Here is a 24,578-nt window from a genome sequence, read left to right as displayed (position 1 = left end):
CATTCCTGAAACGGCCTTTCCGCATTCCGCGGAAAGGCCGTTTCGGCTTTTCCCCGGACACCGTTACTGCCTGTTCTTCTGCCGCTTCACGGTCAAACTCCGGCATAGATTTCAGAGGTGCAGAGCGGAGCGAGAGAATCGGGAGGCGCGATGTCCCAGCAAGAGCAGCCGGCGGCCCTGGCCGGCTTCCGTCCGGACGGTCTCGGCGAGCACCTGGTGGCCGAGACGACCGTGGCGGCCATGCGGGTGCAACAGGAGGCGCTGTACGGGGCGCGGGACTACTTCCGCGGCCTCGGCTTCACCGAGCTGCTGCCGCCGATGATCGGCCCGGTGACCGACCCGGGCGCGCGCGGCGCGAAAGCCCTGGACGTCGACTTCTACGGCCACCCCTACAAGCTGATGACCAGCGCGATCTTCTACAAGCAGGCGTCGCTGAAGGGCTTCCCGAAGCTGTTCTACATCGCCCCGAACATCCGGGTCGAACCGCCGGAGACCGCGGCCACCGGCCGGCACCTGGTCGAATTCCACCAGATCGACGTGGAGATCGCCGGGGCGTCCCGGGAGGACGCCATGGACACCGCGGCCGGGCTGCTCACCCACGTGGTCCGGCACGTGCTCGACACGGTTCCGGACGTGCTGGACGGTCTGGGCCGGGACCGGCTGGCCTTCGCCGAGCTGCTGGCCGGCAAGTTCGACCGGGTGACGCACACCGAGGCGGTGCACCGGCTGCGCGACGGCGGCCACCCGCAGAGCCCGGACGCCGAGATCGACTGGGCCGGTGAGCGGATCCTGTCGATGGAGGCGGACCGGCCGTTCTTCATCACCGACTACCCGAAGGGCTCGCGCGGCTTCTACGACAGCGAGGACCCGGCCGACCCCGGGGTGCTGCGCAACTTCGACATGATCGCGCACGGCGGGTTCGGCGAGCTGGTCAGCGGCAGTGAGCGCGAGGCCGACTACGCCACCATCGTCACCCGGATGCGGGAGAGCGGCGAGAACCCGGCCAAGTACGACTGGTACCTGCGCCTGATGCGGGAGGGGCTGCCGGCCAGCGCCGGGTTCGGCATGGGCTTGCAGCGGCTGGTCCGGTTCCTGACCGGGCTGGACGCACTGTGGCAGGTCAGCGCCTACCCGAAGCTGCCGGGCACGGTGTCGCCGTGACCAGCGCTCCGGGATTCCCCGAGGCGCAGGTCCGGGACCGGGCCCGCAACGGGGTCACGGCGGTGTTCCCGCCGGTGGACTCCTACGGCGTACGGCTGCACGGGTCCGGCACTGAGGAACCGCCCGCCTCCGGTGCGATCACCGACGACCTGGACCGGGCCGTGCTGACCCCGCCGGTGTTCATGCCGCGGCGGCTGGAGAAGCTGATCGACCTGGGCCGGGAGCCGCTGCACGACGACGTCGACCTGGCCACCGTGGTCGGTGGCTTCGCCGCCCCGCTGCCGGTCTACGTCTCCGCGTTCGGCTCCACCCGGGCCGCCCAGGGCGACGCCGGGATCGCCGCCAGCCGCCAGGCCGGCCGGCTCGGCATCCCGATGGTGATCGGCGAGAACATGGTGCCGGTGGCCGGTTACCGCCGGGCCGCGCGGGACCGGTCGCCGATCCTGGCCCGGCTGCGGGCGTACGCCGAACACTGCCCGCCCGGCGCCGGCGGCGTGGTGGTGCAGCAGAGCACCGAGGACGCCGACTCCGAGGTGTGGAACCTGGTCTACAGCGACCCGTCGGTGGCCGACCTGGTCGACTCCGGCCGGCTGGGTTTCGAGTTGAAGACCGGGCAGGGCGCCAAACCCGGGCTCGGCGGCATGACCGTGGTCGATCAGGCCGAGGCGGCCCGGCTGGCCACCCGGTTCGCGGTCCGCGAGATGCCCGGTGACGGCGGCTGGCTGCGCTGTGCCACCCCGGGCACGTTCACCGAGGAGATCCTGCGCCAGCAGGTGCGGTTCATGCGCAACAACTTCCCGCGGGCCCGGGTGTGGGTGAAGTTCCATCCCGGACGGGACATCGGCCTGGCCGCGGCGACCGCCTGGCGGGCCGGCAGCGACGCGGTCACCGTGGACGGCGCGCAGGGTGGCACCGGCTGGGCGCCGCGGGCCTTCCCCGGCCGGGTCGGGCTGCCGCTCGGCGAGTGCCTGCGCCGGATCGGCGCCCCGGCGGGCTGCCTGCTGGCCAGCGGGCGGATCTGGGAGGGCGGCCGGGCGGTCCGGGCGCTGGCGATGGGCGCGACGGCGGTCGGACTCGGCCGGGCGGCGCTGCTGGCCGTCGACGAGGACCCGGAGCACGGGCTGATCCGCCTGGTCGAGGCGCTGGCGCTGGAGGCCCGGATGCTGATCAGCGCGGTCGGCAAATACCAGGCGGCGGCCCTGGACCGGGAGGACCTGTGGTGGCCGGAGGCGGCGACGCCGGCCCGGCCCGAGGTCCCGGCGCTGGAGCGGACCCCGTGACCGCCCTGCTGGACGTCGCCTGCCATCTGCCCGAGGAGCGGGTGTCCATCGAGGACGTGGGTGCCCGGATGGGCGCCGACCCGCAGCTGATCTGGACCTTCCGCCGGCTCTACGGGCTGCGTTCGGTCCGTCGCGCGCCGGGCGAGGACCACCGGTCGCTGCTGGCCGCGGCGGTCGCGGGACTCACCGCGCTGCGCGGCAACGAGAACCGGATCCGGTACGTGGTCCTGGCCCGCACCCTGGGCCCGGCCACCCCGGCCGGCCGGTACCCGGTGGAGGAGCTCTGCGCCGGGCTGGGCCTGACGAACGCGGTCGGGTTCACCCTCAGCCAGCACGCCTGCGCCGCCGGGCTGGTCGCGATGGACCTGGCCGGACGGCTGCTCACCGCCGACGGCGACCCGGACGCGCTGGCCCTGGTGCTCACCGGCGAGAAGATCGTCTCGGCGGTGGCCGAGGCCATCCCGGAGAGCACGGTGATGGGTGAGGGCACCGCCGCCGTGCTGGTCGGCCCGGACGGCGAGCGGGACCGGCTGCTCGGCACCGCCACCCGGACCCTGGGCCGGTACGCCGAACAGGTGCCGCCCCGGCCGCTGGACCCGGACTTCGTCAAGGAGCACAACGAGGTGCTCGCCGACGTGATCCGGCGGGCCTGCGCGGCCGCCGGGGTCACCGTCGACGACCTGGCGCTGATCCTGCCGCACAACGTCAACCGGCTGTCCTGGACGTGGGCGGCCCGGCTGCTCGGGATCCCGGCGGACCGGGTCTACACCGACAACATCCCGGTCACCGGGCACTGCTTCGGCGCCGACCCGTTCATCAACCACGTGCACGCCCGGGCCGCCGGCCGGCTGCGGCCCGGCGATCTGTACCTGATGGCGTCGGTCGGGCTCGGGGCGACGTTCTCCGCCGCCGTGCTGCGGCACTAGAGGGGAGTCACCTGATGTCAGAGTTCCTGCGCGGGGTCAAACAGGCCTGCACCGGATCCACCGCAACGCCGTTCGTGCTGATCGGCAACTTCGAGGTGGAGGACGAGTGGGCCGAGGACGAGGTGGGCCTGCCGATCTTCGGAGGGCGCGCCGCCACCGCGATCGTCAACCGGATGGACGAGTTCGCGCTGCTGCTGGCCGGTCCCGGCGACCACGTGGTGCTGAAGGCCGCCCCGGACCCGGACTACCTGGCGTACCTGGAATCGCTCGGGATCGGCCTGCCCGGGATCCTGCTCACCGACGTGCACGACCCGGGCGCCACGGTCAGCGCCGACGCGCTGCGCTCGCCCCGCCTGCTGGCCGTCCTGCGGTCGCTGGCGGACCGGGGCGCGCACCTGCTGCCGCACGGCATGTCCGCGATGGAACAGCAGCTGTGCGACCGGACCGGGCTCGCCCCGGCACTGCCGCCGGTGCCGGTCGTCAAAGCGGTGAACAGCAAGATCTACAGCCGCCGGCTGGCCACCGAGCTGGGCCTGCCGCAGGCGGCCGGCTGGGAGGTGGAGACGGTCGCCGAGTTCGCCGCGGCGGCCGGCGAGGCGGCCCGCTCGATCGCCGCCGGGCGCCGGGTCGGGGTCAAGGACGCCTACGGGGTCTCCGGCAAGGGGATCATGGTCTTCGACGACGCCCGCCGGCTGCACCAGCTGGTCCGGATGGTGACCCGCCGGGCCGACAGGTCCGGTGACCCGCGGATCGCCCTGGTCCTGGAGGAGTGGGCGGACAAGGCCCTCGACCTGAACTACCACTTCACCGTCGGCCGGGACGGCACGGTCCGGTTCGACTTCGTCAAGGAGGCGCTGACCGAGAACGGTGTCCACAAGGGGCACCGGATCCCGGCCCGGATCAGCCCGGAACACGTCGAGCAGCTGGTCGGCACGGCCGGCCGGATCGGCGCCCGGCTGGCCGCCGACGGCTTCCACGGCGTGGTCGGGGTGGACGCCATCACCACCGGCTCCGGCGGGCTGCTGCCGGTGCTGGAGATCAACGCGCGCAACAACATGTCCACCTACCAGACCGCGTTGCAGGAACGGTTCCTGGGACCGGACACCGTCGCCGTGGCCCGCCAGTACGACCTGCGGCTGCGCACCCCGCTCGGCTGGCCGGCACTGCGCGACCGGCTCGGTGACCTGGTCGTCACCAGCGAGCGCCGGACCGGGCTGCTGGTCAACAACTTCGCCACGGTCAACGCCGCGGCACCCGAACCCGGCGACACCCGGCCGTACGCGGGACGCCTGTACGGGCTGTTGATCGCCCGTACCGAAGAGGAGCTGACCGATCTCGACCGCGGAGTCACCGCGGCCGTCCTGAAGGAGACCGCCCATGTCTGAGCCGACCTCGTGGGGCGGCGTCCCCGTCGACGAGCTGGTGGAACAGTTCGGCACCCCGCTGTACGTCTACGACGGCGCGGTGATCACCGACCGGTTCCGGGGCCTGCGTGACCGGCTGCACCCCGATGTGGAGATCTACTACTCGCTCAAGGCCAACCCCAACATCAGTGTCTGCGCCCTGCTGCACTCGCTGGGCGCGCGGGCCGAGGTGTCCTCGCTGACCGAGCTGGTCACCACCCAGCGCGCCGGGGTGCCCGCCGGCCAGGTGATGTTCCTCGGCCCCGGCAAGAGCCGCGACGAGCTCACCACCTGCCTCAAGGACGGGGTCACCCTGATCTGCGAGTCGGTGACCGAACTCGGCCTGATCGACGAGCTGGCCACCGGGCTCGGCGTCGTCGCCCGGGTGGTGCTGCGGGTCAACCCGAGTTTCGCGGTCAAGGGCAGTGGGCTGACCATGGGCGGCAAGCCCCGGCAGTTCGGCATCGACGAGGCGATCCTCACCGAGCAGCCGGATCTGGCCGGGAGACACCCGGCGGTCCGGATCATCGGCTTCCAGTCCTATCTGGGCACCCGGTTCCTGGCCGAGGACATGATCGTGGAGAACACCCGGCGGATCCTCGACCTGGCCGAACGGCTCGCCACCCGGCTCGGCGTCCGGCTGGAGGTGGTCGACGTCGGCGGTGGGCTCGGGGTGGCGTACTTCGACGGCGAACGTGATCTCGACCCGGAGGTGCTGACCGCCCGCCTCAACCCGGTGTTCGCCGCCTTCCGGGACCGCAACCCGGACACCCGGATGGTGATGGAACTGGGCCGCTACCTGGTCGGCCACAGCGGCGTCTACGCGGTCCGGGTCCGCTACGTCAAGGAGTCGATGGGCGAGCTGTTCGCGGTCACCGACGGCGGCACCAACCACCACATGGCGGCGGTCGGCATCGGCTCGTTCGTCAAGCGCAACTTCCCGATCCGGCTGCTCAACCGGCACAGCGACGCCGAGCCGGCGAAATGGAACGTCACCGGCCCGCTCTGCACCCCCGGCGACACCATCGGCAAGGCCGTCGCGCTCCCCGGAGACCTGCGGCCCGGCGACGTGATCGGGGTGGAGCGCTCCGGCGCGTACGGCCCGACCGCCTCGCCGGTGTACTTCCTCAGCCACGGATACCCGGCCGAGGTGCTGATCCACCGGAACCGGCCGCGACTGGTCCGGTCCCGCGACGACGTGCAGAGCATGCTCGCCGCCCAGATCCTGCACGACTTCCAGTGATCTCCCCCGTCATTTCTTCCCGAGAGGACCCCGTCATGAGCGCCAGCACCGTCGAGACCGGCAACCAGCAGATCGTCACCGTCATCGTCTCCGTCCTGGAGGAGGTGCTCAACCAGGAGCTGACCGACGTCACCGCCGAGACCCGGCTCTTCGACGACCTCAACCTCGACTCCACCGGAGTGCTCGCCCTGCTGATGTCCCTGGAGGACGCCCTGGACATGCAGGTCGACCCGGAGGACCTGCAGAAGTCCGATCTGGACTCGGTGGGTTCGCTGGCCGCCTTCGTCGCCGGGAACCGCTGACCATGACCACGCTGGAACGGATCCTCGCCGTCACGTTCAGTGACCCGGTGCCCGCGCCGGACCCGGACGAGCGGCAGTCCCTGCGGGACCACATGACCGCCCTGTACGGCGACCTCGCCGACCCGGTCTGGCCGGACGGTCAGGCCCTGGTCAGCTACCACCGGATGGCTCGCGCCGTGGTCCGGGAACTGGGCCCGGACCTGGCCGGGGTGGACCTGGTGATCACCGTCGACGCCGGGCCGGACTGCCGGCACCAGAGCTTCGCCGGGCCGGTCCTGGCCGACCTGCTGCCCGGTGAGCCGGCCGTGCTCGGCGTCTCCGAACAGGGGGTGGCCGGGCCGTTCACCGCCCTGCGGATCGCCTGGCGGTATCTGGCCTCCGGCGCCGCCCACCGGGCCCTGGTGGTGGTGATGGAGCAGTCCACGCTGCCGCCGCCGGCGCTCACCGGCCCGGCCGGCCCGGACGTCGCCGTCGCGATGGTGCTGGGCCCGGACGGGACCGTCCGGCTCGGCCTGCCCGAGGTGACCGCCACCCGGTCCGGGCAGCGGGCGGCCGCACCGTCCGGGAGCACCTGCACCGGGGTGTGGCGGGCGCTGGCCGACCGGCTCGCCGGCGACCACGACGGTGCCACGATCCTGGTCACCGACCGCGATCCGGTGCTGCCCTATCAGGGCTCGATGACCGTCACCCGGCCCGCCGGGGTGCGGTCCCCGTTCAGCCCACGACCGCTGCGGATCCCGGAGCCGGTCCGGTGACCGCGGTCCTCAGCGACCGGGCCCACGACCTGGTCGCGGCCACCGACGGCCCCTGCGCCGCGCTCACCGCGCTGCTCGCCACCGGTGGATCGGCGGCTCTCCCGGCCGGGCCGGGCGGGCATCTGCTGCTCCCCGCGACGGCCCATCCCGAGGGATGCCGGGGCGTGCTGGCCCGGATCCCCACCGACGACGGTGAGCTGGTCGCCTGCCGGGGCCCGGACCACGCCGTGGCGCCGGCCGGGCCCGCCTGGACGGCCGGGATCGCCGCGATCCGGCTGGGGCTGGCCGAGCGGCTGCTCGACCGGGTCACCCGGCACCTGCGCGGCCGGACCGTGGACGGCACGGTGACCCTCAACCTGCCGATGGTCCGCGGGCTGCTGGCCGACGCCGCCGCCGGCCTCGCCGAGGCCCGCGTCCTGCTCGACGGCGACACCGGCGCCGACGCTCTCCATCGTGTCCACCGGGCGCTGGACGGCGCCGGGCGGATCTGCCTGCACCTGTTCGGCGCGGCCGGTCTGCTGGCCGGCGGGCCGGGCGCCCTGGTCCGCGTCTCCGAACTGCTCGCCGACACCTACCCGCCACCGACCGACCTGGGGGGATCATGAGCACCGACTTCCTGACCGGGCTGCGCGCCGAGGCCCGGGCCCACGCCGACCTGCTGCGGCCGGGCGCCCTGGATCTGGACCGGGACCCCGGACGGGCCCGCGATCCGGTTCTGCCCTGGCGACGATTCGCCGGCCTGCCGGCCGAATACAACCCGGACCCCTTGCGGGTACGCGGCCGGACCGCCCCGCTGGACACCTGCGTGCAGCAGGTGGTGGCGTTCGAGGAACTGGCCCGGGCCGACGCCGCGGCCGCCCTCGCCCTGCCCGGCCCGTCGATGTCCGGTTTCGTGATCGGTGACCTGGCCGGCGAGGCGCAGCGCCGGCGCTACTGGGAGGTGGTCGGCGGGGAGGGCGCCTGGACGTTCTTCGGCATGACCGAGCCGTCGGCGGGTTCCGGGCCGGCCGGCATGAGCACCACGCTCGGCCCGGACGGCGACGGTTTCCGGCTGACCGGCACCAAGCGCTACATCGGCAACGGCGCCCGCGCCCGGATCGGGGTGGTGTTCGCCCGCCGGCACGCCGGCCCGCTCGGCGTGGTGGCGACACTCGTCGACACCGCCCGGGACGGGTTCACCGCGGTACCGCTGCCGACGACCGGGCTGCGCGGCCTGGAGCTGAGCGAACTGCGGCTGGCCGGGGTCCGACTGGACGCCGGTGACCTGCTCGGCCGGGGCCGGTCGGCCACCCGGCAGGGGATGTGGGCGGCCACCCGCACCTTCCACCGGTACCGGCCGGTGGTGGCCGCGCTGGCGCTGGGCGTCGCGCAGGCCGGATTCGACCTGGTCACCGGGGTACGGCGGAATCCCGGCGGCCCCGCCCGGGCGGTGCTGGACGACTGGCGGCAGCGCCTGCTCGGCACCCGTGCCCTGGTGCTGGCGGCGGCCCGGACCGCCGACCACGACCCGTCCGACGGCACCCTCGCCTCGGCGGCGAAACTGCGGGCCACCCGGCTCGCCGAGGACGTCACCACCGGCGCGGTCCGGCTGCTCGGCCCGGGGGCGAACTGGGAGCATCCGCTGCTGGACAAGCTGGTCCGGGACGCCCGCGGGTTCGAGTTCATGGAGGGCACCGGCAACATCCAGCGGCTCACCCTGGCCGCCGGCTATCTGCGTGGACGGCTGACCGATGTCCGCGCCGCGTGAGCCGGGGCCGGGCCGGGTCGGGCCGCCGCCCGGAACCGACGTCTGGCACATCGGCCTCGACCTGGACCCGGACGCCGCCGCACCGGTCGGCGCGCTGCTCGACGACGAGGAGCGGCACCGGGCGCAACGGTTGCGGGACCGTCGGGCGGCCACCCGGTTCGTGGTCGCGCACGGTGCGGTCCGCTCGGTGCTGGGCGGCTATCTCGGCACCTCGGCGGGCACCCTGCACTGGGCCCGCGGGCCGAACGGCAAGCCGTACTTCGACGGCCCGTGGCGCCGCTGGCAGTGGAGCCTGAGCCGGTCCGGTGGGCACGCCCTGCTCGCGGTCCGCCTCTACGACCCGGTCGGCGTGGATCTGGAACAGATTCGCGACGACGTACGGGCCACCGCGCTCGCCGGCCGGTTCATGCCCGCGAACGAGGCGGCGGCGGTCGCCGGGGAACCCGATCAGCTGTCCCGGGGCGCGCTCTACCACCGGCTGCTGTCCCGGAAGGAGGCCTGTGTGAAGGCGTCCGGCGGCCGGCTGCTGGACGGGCTGTGCCTGGAGGTGCTGATGCCGGGCCTGGTCGAGGGCACCGGGGCGTACGCCGGGCAGCGGTGGAACCTGCGGGACCTGCCCGCGCCGCCCGGGTTCGTGGCGACGCTGGCCACCGTGGGCGACCGCCCGCAGCCGCTGCGGATGTTCGAGTGGGACCTGGCCCCGCTCGGCGAGGGCCGGCTGGTCCCGGTGCTGAGGGGGCAACCGTGAGAACCCGGATCTGCCGACCGCGGCACCCCTTCAGGTACGTCCGTTTCATCCCTTCCGAACTCCCGGTGCTGACCAGCGACCACCCGGCGGCACTCGACGGCGCCGCCCTGGCCCTGGACCGGATGGGCCGCTCGCACCTGGGCGGCGTGCTCCAGGTCCGGGCCCCCGGCGCCACCTCGGACGCGGTCCGCCTCGCCGCCGCGCGGGCCGTCGAGAACGCGCTGCGCGGCGGCAGCGGAACCGTGACGCTCCACCCCGACAGTGAGGATTCGTGATGACAGCCGCCGACGCTCCCCCGACCACCCCGCCGGTGATCCAGTGGCGCAAAGTGATCATCCTGATGACCGGTCAGGCGTTCTCGCTGACCGGCGACTACGTCCTGCTGGTGGCGCTGGCCTGGACCGCGGTCCAGATCGGCGGGGCCACCGCGATCACCGTGCTGATGCTGGCCGGCGCCCTGCCGCGGGCCATCACCCTGATCTTCTCGGGCGCCGTCACCGACATGCTCGGCGCCCGGTTCGTGCTGCTGCGGACCACCTCGGCGCGTGCCCTGCTGCTCGCCGCCGGCGCGGTGGTCACACTCACCACACCGTGGTTCTGGCCGCTGGTGGTGGTCGCCGCGATCGAGGGGATCCTGCTCGGGTTCGGCAGCCCGGCCACCAGCACCCTGCTCCCCCGGCTGGCCCAGGGTGATCATCTGGCCCGGGCGAACTCGCTGTCCGCGATGATCACCCGGCTGGCCCCGATCGTCGGCTCGCCGATCGGCGCCTGGCTGATCGCGGTCGGCGACCTGTGGCAGGCGATGGCGGTGGTGGCGGTCACCGGCACGATCTCGTTCGCGGCGGCGGCCGTGGTCACCGCGGGCATGCCCGGTGGCAGCCGGCAGCCCGGCGAGACGCTGCTGCGGCACAGTGGTGACGGCATCAAGCTGCTCCGTACGTACGCCCGGTTGCGCTGGTTGTTCCTCTGCGCCTTCCTGCTGGACCTGGCGTTCGGCTGGCCGCTGGAGGTGGCCCTGCCGCTGCTCGTCGACGGGCGCGGCTGGGGGGTCGAGTCGGTGGCCGTCGTGGTGGTGGCGTTCAGTTCGGGCGCCCTGGTCGCCGGGCTGGCCGGGGCGCTGCTCGCCCACCGGCTGCCGCTGTCGGTGCGCCTGGTGGCCACCGGTTTCGGGATCGGCCTGGGCATCCTGCTGATGGCGTCGACCACCTCGCTGGCCGCCCTGGTGACGGTGAGCGTGCTGGTCGGGTTGATGGCCGGGCTGAACGGGCCGGCCATCGTCACCGTCTACCAGCAGGCGTCGCCGCCGGCCCGGCTGGGCACCGCGATGTCGATGCTGACGCTGGCCGGGATCGGGACCGCGCCGGTGTCGATCGCGCTGTTCGGGGCGCTGTCCGCGGTGATCGGCCTGCACGGCACCTGGCTGGTGTGCGGCGCGGTCGCACTTGCCGCACCGCTGGCCGCGATCCGGGCGATGCGCCAGCCGGTCCCGGGCCCTTCTCCGGACACCGCCCCCACCCCGGACACCGCCCCCACCCCGGACACCGCCGCCTCGCCGGACGCCGCCGGGCCGGACGCTGCCAGGCCGGACGCTGCCAGGCCGGACGCTGCTGTGCCGGACGCTGCCTCGCCGGACGCTGCTGTGCCGGACGCTGCTGTGCCGGACGCTAAACCGCTGGCCGCGACCCAGCCGGCGTGACGCCTGGCCGGCCGGCACCGGATCCGCGCCCTTCCCCGGGCGCGGATCCGGTGTCAGCTCGGCGCGAGGTAGTAGAACCGCCGGTAGCCGAGCAGCATCCCGTACTCGGTCAGGGTGAAGACGTCGACGAAGTCCACCGCCTTCGCACCGGACGTCACATAGCGCCCGGTCACCGCGATCCCGTCGCCGTCCGCGATCACCTTGAAGATCTGGTGCCGGGCCGGCGGTCCGGCCAGCCGCGCGTGGGTGCGGACCACCTCGGCCCGCCCGTCGCCCAGCGTCATGTCCGGGCGCTGTACCCGGACGTGCTCGTCGAGCAGCGACGCGTATCCGTCGAAATCGCCGGTGTCCAGGTAGTGGTACGACAGCCGGACGTGGTCGACTCCGGCCGCGGTGGTCGCGGTGCGGTACGGCGAACCTCCTTGCCCGATCATCGCGGGCTCCCTCCGTGTGGCCTGCCGTGCTGCGTGGGTGTGGTGCACCGCCGATGCTGGTGCGGTCCGCCAACCTCCCGCTATCACGGCGCTTTCACCGGAGCCGGTTAATCCGGAAGCGCAAGCTAGCCGAATGGCCAAATATTGCTGACTGTGAATTCCATGAGGGGTTTACCGGCAACCGTAAGGCCCAATCCCGAATAGCCGTACGGTCCGCATTGGACATTCCCCCTCTTTGCTGCCAATAGGGCGTACGAGCAAGCCTGGGTTACGGCGATTTGCGGAGCTTGCGGGTAGAAACGGAGTAATGACGCCAGGCTGTTCCGACCAGGCTCCACGCCGGTAATCTGCGCCTGGACAGTAGGTCTCCAATGCAGTGCAATGGTGCAGTGACGGCATTGTTGGAAAGGCTGTCATATTGGAGAAAAATGCGTGATCTGAACGTCCTCAGCCCGACCGTTCCCGACGGAATCGTCTTTCGGGTCCTGGGATCGCTCCAGGTGGACGGGCCGGGCGGTGCCGTCCGGATCCCGCCCGGCCGGCAGGAGATCATCCTCGCCTGTCTGCTGATGGAGTCCGGCCGTGTCGTCGGCACCGACCGGCTGCTCGACCTGATCTGGCCGGGCGAGGCGCCGGACACCGCCCGCACCCAGATCCAGATCTGTGTGTCCCGGTTGCGCAAGAGTTTCGCCGAGGCCGGGCTGGCGGTGACGGTGGTCTCCCGCGCTCCCGGCTATCTGCTGCGCACCGAGGACGAGTCGGTCGATCTGCAGGTGTTCAACCGGCGGGTGCAGGCGTCCCGGGTGCTGGTCAAGGAGGGCCGGGACGCGGAGGCCGCCGAGATGCTGCGGACCGCCGTGGCGCTGTGGCGGGGCCCGTGCCTGAACGGCATCCCGAACGAGACCATGCGCACCTGGGGGGTCCGCCTCGACGAGGACCGGCTGACCGCGATCGAGACGTACCTGGGCCTGGAACTCGGGCTCGGGCGCGGCCACGACCTGGTCGGCGAGATCAGCCGGCAGATGCACGAGAACCCGCTGCGGGAACGGCTGCGCGGTCAGCTGATGCTGGCCCTGCACCGATCCGGCCGGCAGTCCGAGGCGCTGGACGTCTACCGGGCCGGCCGGCAGGTGCTCGCCGACGAGCTGGGGCTGGAACCGGGCGAGGAACTGCGCCAGCTGGAACGGGCGATCCTGGCCGGGGATCCGGCGCTGCTCGCCCCCGCCGCCCGTCCCACGGTGCACGTGCCGGCTGACCCGCCCCGCCCGGCCGAGCCCCCGGCGCCGGGGTACGGCGAGGAACGCCCCCGCCAGCTGCCCGCCGACACCGCGGACTTCGTGGCCGACGAGGGACTGCTGCACACCGTCGAGGCGGCCCTGCTCGGCGACGCCGGGCAGCGCGCGCTCGGGCTGGTGGTGATCGCCGGCAAGCCCGGGGTCGGCAAGAGCGCGCTGGCCACCCATGTGGCGCACCGCGTCGGGAAGAACCGGTTCCCGGACGGCCAGCTCTACTGTGACCTGCGCGGGGTCGGCGCCGACCCGGTCAGCGCCCGGGACGCGCTCGGCCGGTTCCTGCGCGCCCTCGGGATACCCGGCCCGATGATCCCGGACGACATCGACGAGCGTGCCGAGATGTACCGGACCCTGCTGGCGTCCCGGCGGCTGCTGGTGTTCCTCGACGACGCGGCCGGCGAATCCCAGATCAGCCCGCTGCTGCCCGGCAGCAGCAGTTGCGCGGTGGTGGTCACCAGCCGTTCCCGGCTGGCCGGGCTGCCCGGGGCGCTGCGGATCGAGCTGGCGGTGCTGGACCGGGCACAGGCCCTGGAACTGCTCGGCCGGGTGGTCGGCGAGGCCCGGGTGGCCCGGGAGCCGGTGGCCGCCGACGCGCTGGTCCGGACCGTCGGCGGGCTGCCACTGGCGCTGCGGATCGTGGCCGCGCGACTGGCCGCCCGGCCACACTGGACGCTGGCGTCGATGGTGCACCGGCTGGCCAGTGAACGGCACCGGCTGGACGAGCTGGCGCACGGCGAGATGACCATGCGGGCCAGTCTGTCGCTGACCCACGACGGGCTCGGCGCCGCCGACCGCCGGCTGCTGCGGTTGTTCAGCCTGGCGGACGGGCCGACGGTGCCCGGCTGGATCGCCGGCGCCCTGCTCGACGACGATCGCCCGTTCCCGTCCGACCTGGTCGAGCCGCTGGTGGACGTACAGATGCTGGATGCCGTGGCGGTGGAGCGGACCGGTGAGTTCCGCTACCGCTTCCACGAGGTGATCCGGCTGTTCGCCCGCGAGCAGCTCACCCTGCACGACAGTCCCGAGGCGCAGCGGACCGCCACCGAGCGGATGATCGGCGGCTGGATGTCGCTGGCCGAGCAGGCGCACGCACGGGTCTACGGCGGCGACTTCACCGTGCTGCACGGCAGCGGCCGGCGCTGGCGGCCACCCACCGCCTACTCCGACAGTGTGCTGAACGAGCCGATCGACTGGCTGGACGACGAACAGGCCAACCTCTGCCTGGCCGTCGACCAGGCCGCCCGCGCCGGTCTGCACGAGCTGTGCTGGGACCTGGCCACCACGCTGGTGACGCTGTTCGAGGCGCGCGGCTGTTTCGACCAGTGGGAGCACACCCACCACCGCGCGCTGGAGGCCACCCGGGCGGCCGGGAACCGGCGCGGCACCGCGGCCCTGCTCGGCTCGCTGGGCACCATGCACCTGAGCCGGCAGCAGCCGGACGAGGCCCGGCGGTCGCTCGGCCAGGCCCTGAAGATCTTCGAGGAGCTGGCGGACCGGCACGGTCTGGCCCTGTGCCGGCGCGACCTGGCCCTGCTGGACCGGCAGATCGGCGCCGACGACAGCGCGCTGCGGCTGTACGAGCAGGCGGTGCAGGACTTCGAGGCGGTCGGTGACGTGGTCGGCCGGGCCGCGGTGCTGACCCAGAGCTCGTACATCTGGATGTGCCGGGGTGACACCGACTTGGCGCACGACCAGCTGGAGGAGGCGCTGGCCGACTTCCGGGCGGTCGGCTACGCGCACGGCGAGGCGCAGGCGCTGCGCCGGGCCGGGCAGGTGCTGCTGCGCCGGGGTGAACACGCCCAGGCCGAACGGGTGCTGCTGCAGGTGCTGGCGAAGGTGCGCCGCAGCCGTGACGTGATCGGCGAGGGCCACCTGCTGCGCAACATCGGCGAGGTGCACGAGACCGGGCTCCGGTACGAGCAGGCGCGGGAGGCGTACCAGCAGGCCCTCGCCGTCCGCGAGAAGATCATCGACATCGGTGGCGCCGCGGTGGTCCGCCTGGACCTGGCCCGGGTGCTGGCGCGCAGCGGCCGGGCCGGCGAGGCCGGGGTGCTGCTGGACCAGGCCCGGGAGAGCTTCCTGGACCGCGGCATGCGCCCGGAGCTGCGGCAGGCCGAGGCGTTGGCCGGCGAGTTGACCTCCGGCTATCCCGCCCCTATCCCGCGGTGATCGTGGGGTGACTCTGCGGTTGGCAGCGTGATGCCCGGTGGATAGCGGCATCCGGACGATGAATGGCACGGGCACCGTCCCGGATCCTCATCGACCGCGCCGCCACACGGGAGAAAGCCGAGGGCCGCATCATGACCACCACGACCGGGACCACCGAGGAAGTACCGCTGTTCGGCCGGCTCGTCCGCCAGCACCGGGTCCGGATCCGGCTGACCCAGCGGGAGCTCGCCGACTTCTCCACCATCAGCGTCCGGGCGATCCGCGACCTGGAGCAGGGCCGGGCCCGGCGCCCGCGGCAGGACACCGTCCGGCTGATCGCCGACGCCCTGCGTCTCGGCCCCCGGGCCCGCGCCGACCTGGAGTCGGCGGCCGCCGAGGGCCGCACCGGCTGGGCGGTGAAGGACGGGTACGAGGCCGAGCCGCCCGCCCCGCCGCTCGCCACCGACCTGCAGACCGGCCGTGAGGCGGAGACCGCGGTGCTCGTCGGCGAGCTGTCCTCCGGCGCCGAACGCCTGGTCACCGTCATCGGCATCACCGGGGTGGGACGGACCCGGCTGGCCCTGGAGGTGGCCACCCGGATGCACCTCGCCGACCGTACGCCGGTGCTCTGGTGCCCTCCGGACGGACCGGCCGGCGGCGACCGGCTCGCCACCCTGGTCCGGGCCGCCGCCGACCAGCTGCTGCATCCGGGGAACGGCACCGACCAGGTCACCGCGCTGGTGGAGACGATCGCCGACCGGCCGCCGCTGCTCGTCCTGGACGGCATCCCCGGCACCGCCGACCCGGCCGGCCTGACCACGCTGCTCCGGCGGGTGCCCGGACTGCGCGTGCTGACCACCGCGGACCGCCCGCTCGGCCTGCCCGGCGAGCGGACCTTCCTGCTCGGCCCGCTGACCACCGACGAACCGGACTCCCCGGCGGTACGCGTCTTCCTCAGCGCGGCCCGCCGGATCCGCCCGGACATCGACCCGGACGGCGACCTGGTGGCCGACATCTGCCGGCGGCTCGACGGGATACCCGGCTCGCTGCACTCGGCCGCCTCCTGGCTGATCGTCTACGACCTGGCCACCCTGCACCGGTGCCTGCACGACGACCCGGCCACCCTGCTGCACCACCTGGACGGCCCGGACGGCGGCACCGGGACACCCGCGGCGCTGGCCCGGCGGCTGACCGGGCTGCCCGCCGCCGACCGGGAACTGTTCGAGGCGCTGTGCCGGCACGGCGACACCTTCGACCTGACCGACGTGATCCGGCTGACCGGCCGGAACCTGCCGGACAGCGGGCGGGCGGTCCGCGCGCTGCTGCTGCACGGACTGATCCGTCCGGCGTACGCGTCCGGGCAGTCCTGGTTCCGGATCCTGCACACCGTTCGCGCCGCCCAGCTGTGCGCCGCGCCGGCCCGGATCTGACCCGCGATGATCGTCGTCTCGGCGCCCGCCCATCCGGTGGTCCGGCTGACCCTGCTGCGGTTGACCCGGATCGCCCCACGGGTGACCCGGATGGTCGCCGGCGGGCCGGACGTGGCCCGGCTCGACCCGGGACCGTTCACCGACTCGTACATCCGCCTGGTCTTCCCCCGTCCCGGCGTGCGGTATCCGGACGACCTGGACATGCGCCGGATCTGCGCCGACCTGCCCCGGTCGGCGTGGCCGCGCACCCGGACGTACACCATCCGGGCCCTCGACCCGGTCGCCGCCGAACTCACCATCGACTTCTACGACCACGGCCGCCCCGGTCTGACCCCGTCCTGGCTGGCCGGGCTGCGGCCGGGCGATCCGGTGCTGCTGCGGGAGCCGCGCGGGCTGTACCGGCCCGGCCGTACCGCGGACTGGCATCTGCTGGCCGGCGACGCGGTGGCGCTGCCCGCGATCGCCGTCACCCTGGAGTCGATGCCGCCGGGCATGCGGGCACGGGTGATCGTCGAGGTGGCCGACCCGGCCGACGAGCAGCCGCTGCCGACCGTGGCGGACGCCGACATCCGCTGGATCCACAGCGCCCGCGGTGACGATCTGCCCACCGCGGTCCGGGATCTGACCTTCGATCCCGGACTGGTCCAGGCGTTCGTGCACGGCGAGGGCCGGGCGATCCGGGCCCTGCGCCGGCACCTGCTGGAGGAGCGGGGAGTCCACCGGGACCTGCTGTCGATCTCCGGCTACTGGCGGCGCGGCCTGAACGACGAACAGTGGCGGGAGTGGAAGGCCGGCCCGGCCGGCCGCTACTAGCGACGACCGTGTGGTGATCTGTGGCCCGGATCGGGCCACAGATCACCACACGGTCTAACCGAGGAGTTCGCGGATGTCGGTGGCGGTGAGCCCGGCCGAGGCGAACTCCCCGCCGTCCATCACCCCGGCGAACAGCTCGGCCTTCCGCTTCTGCAACGCCATCACCTTCTCCTCGATGGTGTCCCGGGCCACCATCCGGTAGACCATCACGTTGCGGGTCTGCCCGATGCGGTGGGCGCGGTCCACCGCCTGCGCCTCGGTCGCCGGGTTCCACCACGGGTCCAGCAGGACGCAGTAGTCGGCCTCGGTCAGGTTCAGCCCGAACCCGCCGGCTTTCAGGCTGATCAGGAAGACCGGGGCCGACCCGGACTTGAACCGCTCGATCACCCGTCCGCGGTCCCGGGTGGTGCCGTCCAGATAGGCGCAAATGATCCCGGCCTGCTCCAGCCGGTCCCGGGCGGCGCCGAGGAAGCGGGTGAACTGGCTGAACACCAGGGTGCGGTGGCCCTCCGCGACGATGTCGGTGAGCTGCTCGACGAGCAGGTCCAGTTTGGTCGAGGCGACCCCGCGGTGCTGCTCGTCGACGAGCGCCACGTCCAGGCTGGCCTGCCGCAGCAGGGTCAGCGACCGGAAGATCTCGAAGCGGTTCTGTTCCAGGTCGCCCAGCAGGCCGAGGACCTTCTGCCGCTCCCGCTGGAGATAGCGCTGGTAGACCTTGCGGTGCCCGGGCGACAGCTCGACCTCGACCACCTGCTCCTGCTTGGCCGGCAGGTCGGCGGCCACCTCGTTCTTGCGGCGGCGCAGCATCAGCGGCCGGATCCGGCGGCGCAGCTGGGCCAGCCGGTCCTGGTCGTGCTCACGCTCGATCGGGTTGCGGTAGTACTCGGTGAACCGGTCGAGCCGGGGGAACAGTCCGGGGGCGGCGATCGCGCAGAGCGCCCACAGTTCGGCGAGATTGTTCTCCATCGGCGTACCGGTGATGGCGATCTTGAAGGGTGCCGGGAGGCGCCGGGCGCACTTGTGGGCCTGCGACTGCGGGTTCTTCACGAACTGCGCCTCGTCCAGCAGCAGGCCGGCCCAGTCCATCGCCGCGTAGTCGTCGTACTCCAGGCGGAACAGGGTGTAGGAGGTGACCACCACGTCCGCTTCGCCGATCGCCTCGGCCAGGCCGGCGCGCCGCCGGGCCGCGGTCGAGGTGATCGTCCGGACGTCGAGGCCGGGAGTGAACCGGGCCGCCTCGGCCGCCCAGTTGTGCACCACGCTGGCCGGCGCCACCACCAGGAAACGGCCGTGCTCACGGGCGTGGCAGAGCAGGGCGAGGGCCTGCAGCGTCTTGCCCAGGCCCATGTCGTCGGCGAGGATGCCGCCGAGCCCGTTGTCGTGCAGCGCGGCCAGCCAGCGGAACCCCTCCAGCTGGTACGGGCGCAGCTCGGCGTCCACCCCGCCGGGCACCTTCTGGTCCAGGACGGCACCGGACTCGCTCAGCGCGGACACCGCACGCTGCCAGTCCGCCGCCTGCCCGGCCAGCTCGCCCAGCTCGCCGAGTTCGTCCCACACCCCGGCCTGGAACCGGCCGACCCGCAGCACCCCCGGCGGGCTGTCGGTGAGCGCCCGTGACTCGGCGATCAGCTCCCGCAGCTGCCGGAACTCCGGCCGGTCCAGTGCGAAGTAGACACCGCTGGGCAGGATCAGGAACTCCTGCTCCCGGGCGAGCGCCACGAACAGCGCCTCGAAGTCGACGTGCTCGCCGCCCACCTCGACCCGCACCGACAGGTCGAACCAGTCCCGCTCATCGCTCGCCGCGGCACCGGTGAACGTGATGACCGGCGCCTCGTCGCTCTCGTGCAGGTCCCAGTCGCCCGGCCCGTCCACCGCCACGCCCAGCTCGCCGAGCGCGGGGACGACCGTACCCAGAAAATGGATCATCGCGTCGCCGGCCAGCTCCGCCCCGGTTTCGAGCAGGCCGGGCCCGACCAGATCGGCCACCCGCCGGACGAGGCCGGCACGGTCCCCGGACAGCGCCGGCACCGACAGCGGCTCCCCGTGCCGCACCCCGCCCACCTCGGTCACCCACTCCCACCGCAGCCGCAGCCGGGGCCCGGGCTCGGCGGTCAGCGTCACGGTCAGCACCGGGGCGCCGACCTCGGGCAGGTGCACGTCCGGCCCGTCCGGCACCACCTCCAGATGCCGGACCAGGCCGGGATAGAACTCGGCGAGGAACCGCTCCTCCTGGCCGCCGGGGATCCGGATCTCCGGCGCGGTCAGCACCTTGCGGGCCGGCCGGGGCAGTGGCCGGGCCAGCGGGGCCAGCCGCAGCCCACCGGAACCACCCCAGGAGGCGATGCCGTGCGCCGGTTCGCCGATGAACTCCGCGTCCGTCAGGTCCACCGGTGTGCCGTCGTCCTGCACCACCGCCCGCAACGACATGTCGCCGTCGACCCGGGCCACCCGCATCACCACCCGGGCCGGGTCGCGCGCCACCACCACCGGCGCGGCGTTCCGCCCGGCCCGCACCAGCGGCAGCCCGGACTCCTGCGCCTCGGCCAGCAGGTCCCAGATCCGCCGGGTGCCGAACTCGTCGAGGAAGACGGACGCGGCGCCGCTGGTGTAGTAGAAGTGCGAGCCGGACAGCTTGACCATCTCGGCGAGCAGCCGCCGGTGGTGATCCGCGACCGGGGTGCGACCCCCGGCGTAACCGAGTGAGTGCCAGTTGATCCCGGTACGCACCCAGCCCCGCTGACCCGGCAGCACCGGCCGCATCGAGATCCGCCGGCCGGTCTTACGGGACCGTGGCAGTGGCGCCTGCACCACCTCGAACTGGAGGCCGAGCCCGGGCGCCGGCGGCTCGGGGGTCTCCGCCGGCCCGGCCACGTCACGCACCAGCGCCGACAGCTGGGTCTCCCAGCGGCTGTTCCGCGGCCGCCGCTGCGCGGGTGCCGGCCGGGTCCTCCCCGGGTCGTCGCCCAGAACCGCGATCATCAACGCGATGACGTGGACACAATCCGCGTCGGCGCAGGTGCAGAGGCCGGTCAGCCCGGCCTCGGTGATCTCCCCGGTCACCACCCCGCCGTCCCGGATCCGGCCGACCGCCTTACCGGGCACCGCCGACACCGGGCCGGCGATCTGCCCGTCGGCCAGCGTGTCCCGGGCCCGGACGAAGTCCCGGACACCGACCAGATCGCAGAGAACCGCTTCTTCGGGAGTGAGGATCAGCTTGGCCATCGTCGCCTTTCGTCGAGTCCAAGGATCGCACCCCGGACCGGGTCTCCCCGGAGCACCCATCGGCGCTAATATCTCCGGGCTTCGGCTACCGACGGGGGTAAGATCCACATGAGACGAACCATTCCGGCCGGCGCCCTGCTGGCACTGGCCCTGCTGATTCCCACGGCGCCGGCGGCGGCCGCGCAGGCGGACAAGCCCGGGCTGGACGCGGCCTGCCAGACGGTCGAGCGCAAGCTCTTCACCGACATCCGCAAGCTGGTCACCATCGATCTGGACACCGCGACCGTCGCGGAGGTCCGGATCACCGCCTTCCGGGTCCTGGACGCGGCGGAGACCGATTCGCTGTACGGCCTGCCGGACGCCACGCAGAAGGCACTGGGCGGCACCGACGAGGACCTGCGGGCCTTCCTGGGCAAGGGCATGCTGAGCACCTGGACCCACGATCTGCGGATCTCGGTCGGCCAGACCCTGAAGGACGCCGGCGCCGACGTCGAGAAGGCCGCACAGAAGACCCTCGACGACGGAAGCATCGACGCGGCCCTGGCGTACCTGAACGACGGTTTGTGGGCCGCCCGCGAGCTGGACTGCGCGGCGCAGCCCTCCCCATCGGCCTCGGTCTCGGCCTCGGCCTCGCCGGGTGCGAGTGTCACGCCCAGTGCCACGACGACCGGCACGGCCGGCCCCTCCGCCACCACCACTCCCGGCGGCGGGACCGGCGAGGGCGGCGAGGGCGGCGGCCTGCCCGTCACCGGCGCCGCGGCCGGCACGGTCGCCGGAGTCGGCGGCGCCCTGCTGGTCCTCGGTGGAGCCGGCTTCCTGATCGGCCGCCGGCGCCGGGCCCGCTTCGAGGCGTAACCGGTCTCACACCCGAGAAGCCCCAGGTCAGCGACCTGGGGCTTCGTCGTGGTCTTGTGCCGGAGCAGCGAAGGGCGAAATCATCATCACCCATGATCGATCCCTCGCCCGAGGACGACGGGACCGCACCGGCCGTTGCCATCCCGGGTTTCACCGGCCGTGACCGGGAGCTGGCGGCGCTGCGCGGCGCGCTGGCCCGCCCGCCGGCGATCGTGCTGGTGGAGGGCGAGGCGGGGATCGGCAAGAGCCGCCTGCTGCGCGAGTGGCCGGCCACCGCGGACGGGCACACCGCCCTGGTGTCGGTGTGCCCGCCGCTGCGGGAGTCGCTGACGCTGGGCCCGATCGTCGACGCGTTCCTCGGGATCGAGGGCCCGCTGCCGCACCAGCGCCTGACCGAGCTGGCCGGCGCGCTGCGGCCGCTGTTCCCGGAGTGGTCCTCGGTCCTGCCGCCCGCGCTGCCGCCCCTGGACGACGCGAAGGCGGCCCGGCACCGGCTGTTCCGCGCCCTGGACGAGGTGCTGCGTGCCCTGCGGGTCGACGTCCTGGTGCTGGAGGACGCGCACTGGGCCGACGAGGTGACCCTGGAGTTCCTGCTGTTCGTCCTCTCCCGGCAGCGCACCGGCGGTCCCAACCTGGTGATCTCCTACCGGCCGGAGGAGGTGGACGACGGGTCGCTGCTGCTGCGGCTGACGTCCCGGTTGCCGGCCGGGGTGACCCAGCTGCGGATCGCCCTGGCGCCGATGCCGCCCGGTGACACGGCGGCGCTGGTGTCCTCGATGCTGGACGGCAACCCGATCTCACCGGAGTTCACCGCGTTCATGCACGGCCGGACCGGTGGGGTGCCGCTGGCCGTGGAGGAGTCGGTCCGGCTGATGTGCGACCGGGCCGACCTGGTCTTCCGGGACGGCCAGTGGGTCCGGCTGAAGCTGCGCGAGCTGCAGGTCCCGCCGACGGTGCGGGACTCCACCCGGGAGCGGGTGAGCCGGCTGTCGCCGACCGCGCAGCAGGTGTTGCGGGCGGCGGCGACGCTGGCCGAACGGTCCTCGGTGGCGACCATCGCGATGACCGCGAACCTGTCGCCGGCGGTGTGCCGGGGCGCGATCGCGGAGGCGGCCGACGCCGGTGTGCTGGACGGCGACGACCACGGCCGGTGGCGGTTCCGGCACGTGCTGGCCGCGACCGCCGTCTACGAGGCGATCCCGCTGACCGACCGCCGGCACTTCCATCTACTGGCCGGCCGGGCTCTGGAGCATCTCGACCCGCCTCCGGTGGCGCGTCTCGCCCATCACTTCCGGGAGGCCCGCGAGACGCGGTCCTGGGCCCGGTACGCCGAACGGGGCGCCGAGCTGGCCATCGCCTCGGGGGACCACACCAAGGCGGTCGGCATGCTCGTCGATCTGCTGTCCTGGGCGGTGCTGCCGCCGGTGGACCGGGCGCGGGTGGCGCGGGTGGCCGGGGTGGCCGCGCTGGGCCGCCGGGAGCAGGTCGACGACGTCTACCACCGGGTGATCCGCACGCTGCGCTCGGTGCTGCACACGCCCGGTCTCTCCGCCCGCCAGCAGGCCGAGGTCCGCAATCCGCTGGGCCGGCTGCTGATCACCGTCGGTGAGGCGCAGGCCGCGCTCAGCGAGCTGGAGCAGGCGGTGGACAACCTCGATCACGACCCGGTCGAGGCGGCCCGGGCGATGACCTATCTGGGCTGGGCGTACGCCGGACCGTGGCCGGCCTCGACCCATCGGCGCTGGCTGGATCGGGCCGCCGGGCTGACCGCCCGGATCGAGTCCCCGGCGGAGCGGCTGAACCTGGCCGGGAACCGGGCCGCGGCACTGCTCATGCTGGGTGAGGAGGAGGCCTGGGAGGTGGTCGCCGGGCTGCCCGCCGACGGCCGGACCGCGGCCGAGCGCCTGGACGTGGCCCGCATCCACGTCAACGTCGGCACCGGGGCGCTGATCTGGGGCCGGTACACCGACGCCGGGGAGCATCTGGCGGTGGCTCTGCGCCTGGCCGAGGCCGAGCAGGCGTCCCGGTTGCGGCACAACGTCCGGCTGGAACAGGCCAATCTGGCCTGGAACACCGGCCGGTGGGACGGTCTGGCGGAGACCAGCGCGGCTCTCGCCGACGCCGACCGGGACCGGCCGGCCCACTATCTGGGCAGTGTGCGCCTGGCGGCCCGGCTGGCCGCGGCGGCCGGGCGGCGGCGGGCCGCGGAGGAGCAGTTCCGGCTGGTTCTGGAGGAGTCGGCCCGGCTGGGCGCGGCCGACGACACGATGGAGGCGGCGGCCGCGCTGGCCCGGTTGTGGCTGACCGACGGGGACAGCCGCCGGGCACTGCTGGTGACGGAGCGGCCGCTGGACACCGTACGCGGCAAGGGCATCTGGGTGTGGGCGACCGACCTGGTCCCGGCCCGGATCGAGGCGCTGATCGCCGCCGGTGACCTGCCGGGCGCTGCTGCTCGACGCGTCCGGTGAGCACGTCCGGGCGGCGGCTGCCTTCGACCGGGCGGCCCGTGCCTGGAGTGGGCTGCCGCGCCCCTATGACGCCCTGCGCGCCCGCGAGCGGCAGGCCGGGGCGCTGGTGGCGGCGGGCCGGATCGAAGCGGGCCGGGAGCTGCTGGCCGCGCAGTACGAGGAGTTGTTCCGGCTGGGCGCCCGCGGTGACGCCGACCGGGTGGCCCAGCGGTTGCGTGAGCACGGCGCCGAGGTGCCGCGGCTGTGGCGGGGTGGCCGGCGCGGGTACGGCGACCAGCTCTCCCCGCGTGAACTCGACGTGGTCCAGCTGGTGGTGGCGGGTAAGACGAACCGGCAGATAAGCCGGATCCTGGCCAAGTCACCGGCCACTGTGGACCAGCAGCTGCGGGCGGCGATGCGCAAGCTGAAGGTGAGTTCCCGGACCGCCCTGGCGGTCAAGGCGGTCGAGGCCGGGGTGTTCGCCGAAGAAGATTGACGTATCCGCCGGATAGCTACGGTGCTCCGCCCGGCCCGAGCATGACTCCATGATTCATAGCCCAGGGCCGATGCATGTCTGAGCAACCCATCGTGCCTGACGAGCTCCCACCGCCTCCTGAGCCGCCGCGGGATCCGCACGAGGACGAGGCCGACACACCCCAGAGCCACGACCCCTACC

20 protein-coding genes are annotated in these 24,578 nt (G+C 73.5%); 18 read left to right on the top strand and 2 right to left on the bottom strand.

Translation table 11 applies throughout. The features are described from left to right. Positions 1-150: 150 nt before the first annotated feature. The 12 genes from ACQ0O7_RS36925 to ACQ0O7_RS36870 all read left to right on the top strand — a co-directional run bounded on the left by ACQ0O7_RS36925 (position 151) and on the right by ACQ0O7_RS36870 (position 11,261). A complete protein-coding gene (locus ACQ0O7_RS36925; protein WP_430789519.1) occupies positions 151-1,161 on the top strand; it encodes an asparagine synthetase A in 1,011 nt (336 codons plus the stop codon). Continuing rightward, positions 1,158-2,441, top strand: coding sequence for a glutamate synthase-related protein (locus tag ACQ0O7_RS36920; protein WP_430789517.1), 1,284 nt, complete (start codon positions 1,158-1,160; stop codon positions 2,439-2,441). The genes ACQ0O7_RS36925 and ACQ0O7_RS36920 overlap by 4 nt, the downstream gene beginning before the upstream one ends. After that, on the top strand, positions 2,438-3,367 hold the full coding sequence (locus tag ACQ0O7_RS36915; RefSeq protein ID WP_430789515.1) for a 3-oxoacyl-ACP synthase III family protein: 930 nt from the start codon (positions 2,438-2,440) through the stop codon (positions 3,365-3,367). Before ACQ0O7_RS36920 ends, ACQ0O7_RS36915 begins: the two co-directional genes overlap by 4 nt. 14 nt (positions 3,368-3,381) lie before the next feature. After that, entirely contained in the window at positions 3,382-4,752 is a 1,371-nt protein-coding gene (locus ACQ0O7_RS36910) for an ATP-grasp domain-containing protein (protein WP_430789513.1), read from the top strand. Continuing rightward, the gene (locus ACQ0O7_RS36905) at positions 4,745-6,013 is read left to right on the top strand and encodes a diaminopimelate decarboxylase (protein WP_430789511.1); all 1,269 of its coding nucleotides are present in this window, start codon (positions 4,745-4,747) and stop codon (positions 6,011-6,013) included. The genes ACQ0O7_RS36910 and ACQ0O7_RS36905 overlap by 8 nt, the downstream gene beginning before the upstream one ends. A 35-nt stretch (positions 6,014-6,048) precedes the next feature. Beyond that, positions 6,049-6,315 (top strand): acyl carrier protein, encoded by a 267-nt coding sequence (locus tag ACQ0O7_RS36900; protein WP_430789509.1) that lies wholly within the window; start codon positions 6,049-6,051, stop codon positions 6,313-6,315. A 2-nt stretch (positions 6,316-6,317) separates the two neighbouring features. Then, positions 6,318-7,070 carry a hypothetical protein gene (locus tag ACQ0O7_RS36895; protein WP_430789507.1) on the top strand — a complete coding sequence of 251 codons (753 nt, stop codon included), beginning with the start codon at positions 6,318-6,320 and terminating at the stop codon, positions 7,068-7,070. Further along, entirely contained in the window at positions 7,067-7,675 is a 609-nt protein-coding gene (locus ACQ0O7_RS36890; protein ID WP_430789505.1) for an acyl-CoA dehydrogenase family protein, read from the top strand. The genes ACQ0O7_RS36895 and ACQ0O7_RS36890 overlap by 4 nt, the downstream gene beginning before the upstream one ends. Beyond that, positions 7,672-8,817, top strand: a complete 1,146-nt coding sequence (locus ACQ0O7_RS36885) for an acyl-CoA dehydrogenase family protein (protein WP_430789503.1) — start codon at positions 7,672-7,674, stop codon at positions 8,815-8,817. The genes ACQ0O7_RS36890 and ACQ0O7_RS36885 overlap by 4 nt, the downstream gene beginning before the upstream one ends. Further along, positions 8,801-9,565 (top strand): 4'-phosphopantetheinyl transferase family protein, encoded by a 765-nt coding sequence (locus ACQ0O7_RS36880; protein WP_430789501.1) that lies wholly within the window; start codon positions 8,801-8,803, stop codon positions 9,563-9,565. The genes ACQ0O7_RS36885 and ACQ0O7_RS36880 overlap by 17 nt, the downstream gene beginning before the upstream one ends. 65 nt (positions 9,566-9,630) lie before the next feature. After that, positions 9,631-9,840, top strand: a complete 210-nt coding sequence (locus ACQ0O7_RS36875; protein WP_430789499.1) for a hypothetical protein — start codon at positions 9,631-9,633, stop codon at positions 9,838-9,840. Beyond that, positions 9,840-11,261, top strand: a complete 1,422-nt coding sequence (locus tag ACQ0O7_RS36870; protein WP_430789497.1) for an MFS transporter — start codon at positions 9,840-9,842, stop codon at positions 11,259-11,261. The genes ACQ0O7_RS36875 and ACQ0O7_RS36870 overlap by 1 nt, the downstream gene beginning before the upstream one ends. 53 nt (positions 11,262-11,314) lie before the next feature. Here the strand turns inward: ACQ0O7_RS36870 and ACQ0O7_RS36865 are convergent, their stop codons facing one another. Beyond that, positions 11,315-11,695 (bottom strand): nuclear transport factor 2 family protein, encoded by a 381-nt coding sequence (locus tag ACQ0O7_RS36865; protein ID WP_430789495.1) that lies wholly within the window; start codon positions 11,693-11,695, stop codon positions 11,315-11,317. Between the two features lie 428 nt (positions 11,696-12,123). On the opposite strand from ACQ0O7_RS36865, the gene ACQ0O7_RS36860 reads away from it, so the two are divergent. The 3 genes from ACQ0O7_RS36860 to ACQ0O7_RS36850 all read left to right on the top strand — a co-directional run bounded on the left by ACQ0O7_RS36860 (position 12,124) and on the right by ACQ0O7_RS36850 (position 17,378). Next, positions 12,124-15,156, top strand: a complete 3,033-nt coding sequence (locus ACQ0O7_RS36860) for an AfsR/SARP family transcriptional regulator (protein WP_430789493.1) — start codon at positions 12,124-12,126, stop codon at positions 15,154-15,156. A gap of 131 nt (positions 15,157-15,287) precedes the next feature. After that, complete coding sequence (locus tag ACQ0O7_RS36855; RefSeq protein WP_430789491.1) at positions 15,288-16,565, top strand: helix-turn-helix domain-containing protein; 1,278 nt, start codon at positions 15,288-15,290, stop codon at positions 16,563-16,565. A gap of 6 nt (positions 16,566-16,571) precedes the next feature. Continuing rightward, positions 16,572-17,378 carry a siderophore-interacting protein gene (locus tag ACQ0O7_RS36850; protein ID WP_430789489.1) on the top strand — a complete coding sequence of 269 codons (807 nt, stop codon included), beginning with the start codon at positions 16,572-16,574 and terminating at the stop codon, positions 17,376-17,378. Positions 17,379-17,432: 54 nt separating this feature from the next. On the opposite strand, the gene ACQ0O7_RS36845 is transcribed toward ACQ0O7_RS36850, so the two are convergent. Beyond that, positions 17,433-20,600 (bottom strand): SNF2-related protein, encoded by a 3,168-nt coding sequence (locus tag ACQ0O7_RS36845; protein WP_430789487.1) that lies wholly within the window; start codon positions 20,598-20,600, stop codon positions 17,433-17,435. A gap of 108 nt (positions 20,601-20,708) precedes the next feature. Between ACQ0O7_RS36845 and ACQ0O7_RS36840 the strand changes: the two genes are divergently transcribed. From ACQ0O7_RS36840 to ACQ0O7_RS36830, 3 genes are all read left to right on the top strand, one after another. Continuing rightward, positions 20,709-21,455, top strand: coding sequence for an LPXTG cell wall anchor domain-containing protein (locus ACQ0O7_RS36840; protein WP_430789485.1), 747 nt, complete (start codon positions 20,709-20,711; stop codon positions 21,453-21,455). A 92-nt stretch (positions 21,456-21,547) separates the two neighbouring features. Beyond that, positions 21,548-23,923 carry an ATP-binding protein gene (locus tag ACQ0O7_RS36835; RefSeq protein WP_430789483.1) on the top strand — a complete coding sequence of 792 codons (2,376 nt, stop codon included), beginning with the start codon at positions 21,548-21,550 and terminating at the stop codon, positions 23,921-23,923. After that, positions 23,886-24,398: a response regulator transcription factor gene (locus ACQ0O7_RS36830; RefSeq protein ID WP_430789481.1), complete on the top strand. Its 513-nt coding sequence runs from the start codon at positions 23,886-23,888 to the stop codon at positions 24,396-24,398. The genes ACQ0O7_RS36835 and ACQ0O7_RS36830 overlap by 38 nt, the downstream gene beginning before the upstream one ends. The last annotated feature ends 180 nt before the right edge of the window (positions 24,399-24,578 follow it).

Origin of the sequence: Actinoplanes sp. G11-F43, assembly GCF_050589265.1 — a bacterium.
GTDB lineage: Bacteria > Actinomycetota > Actinomycetes > Mycobacteriales > Micromonosporaceae > Actinoplanes.
This window is presented reverse-complemented; position numbering and strand designations above follow the sequence as displayed.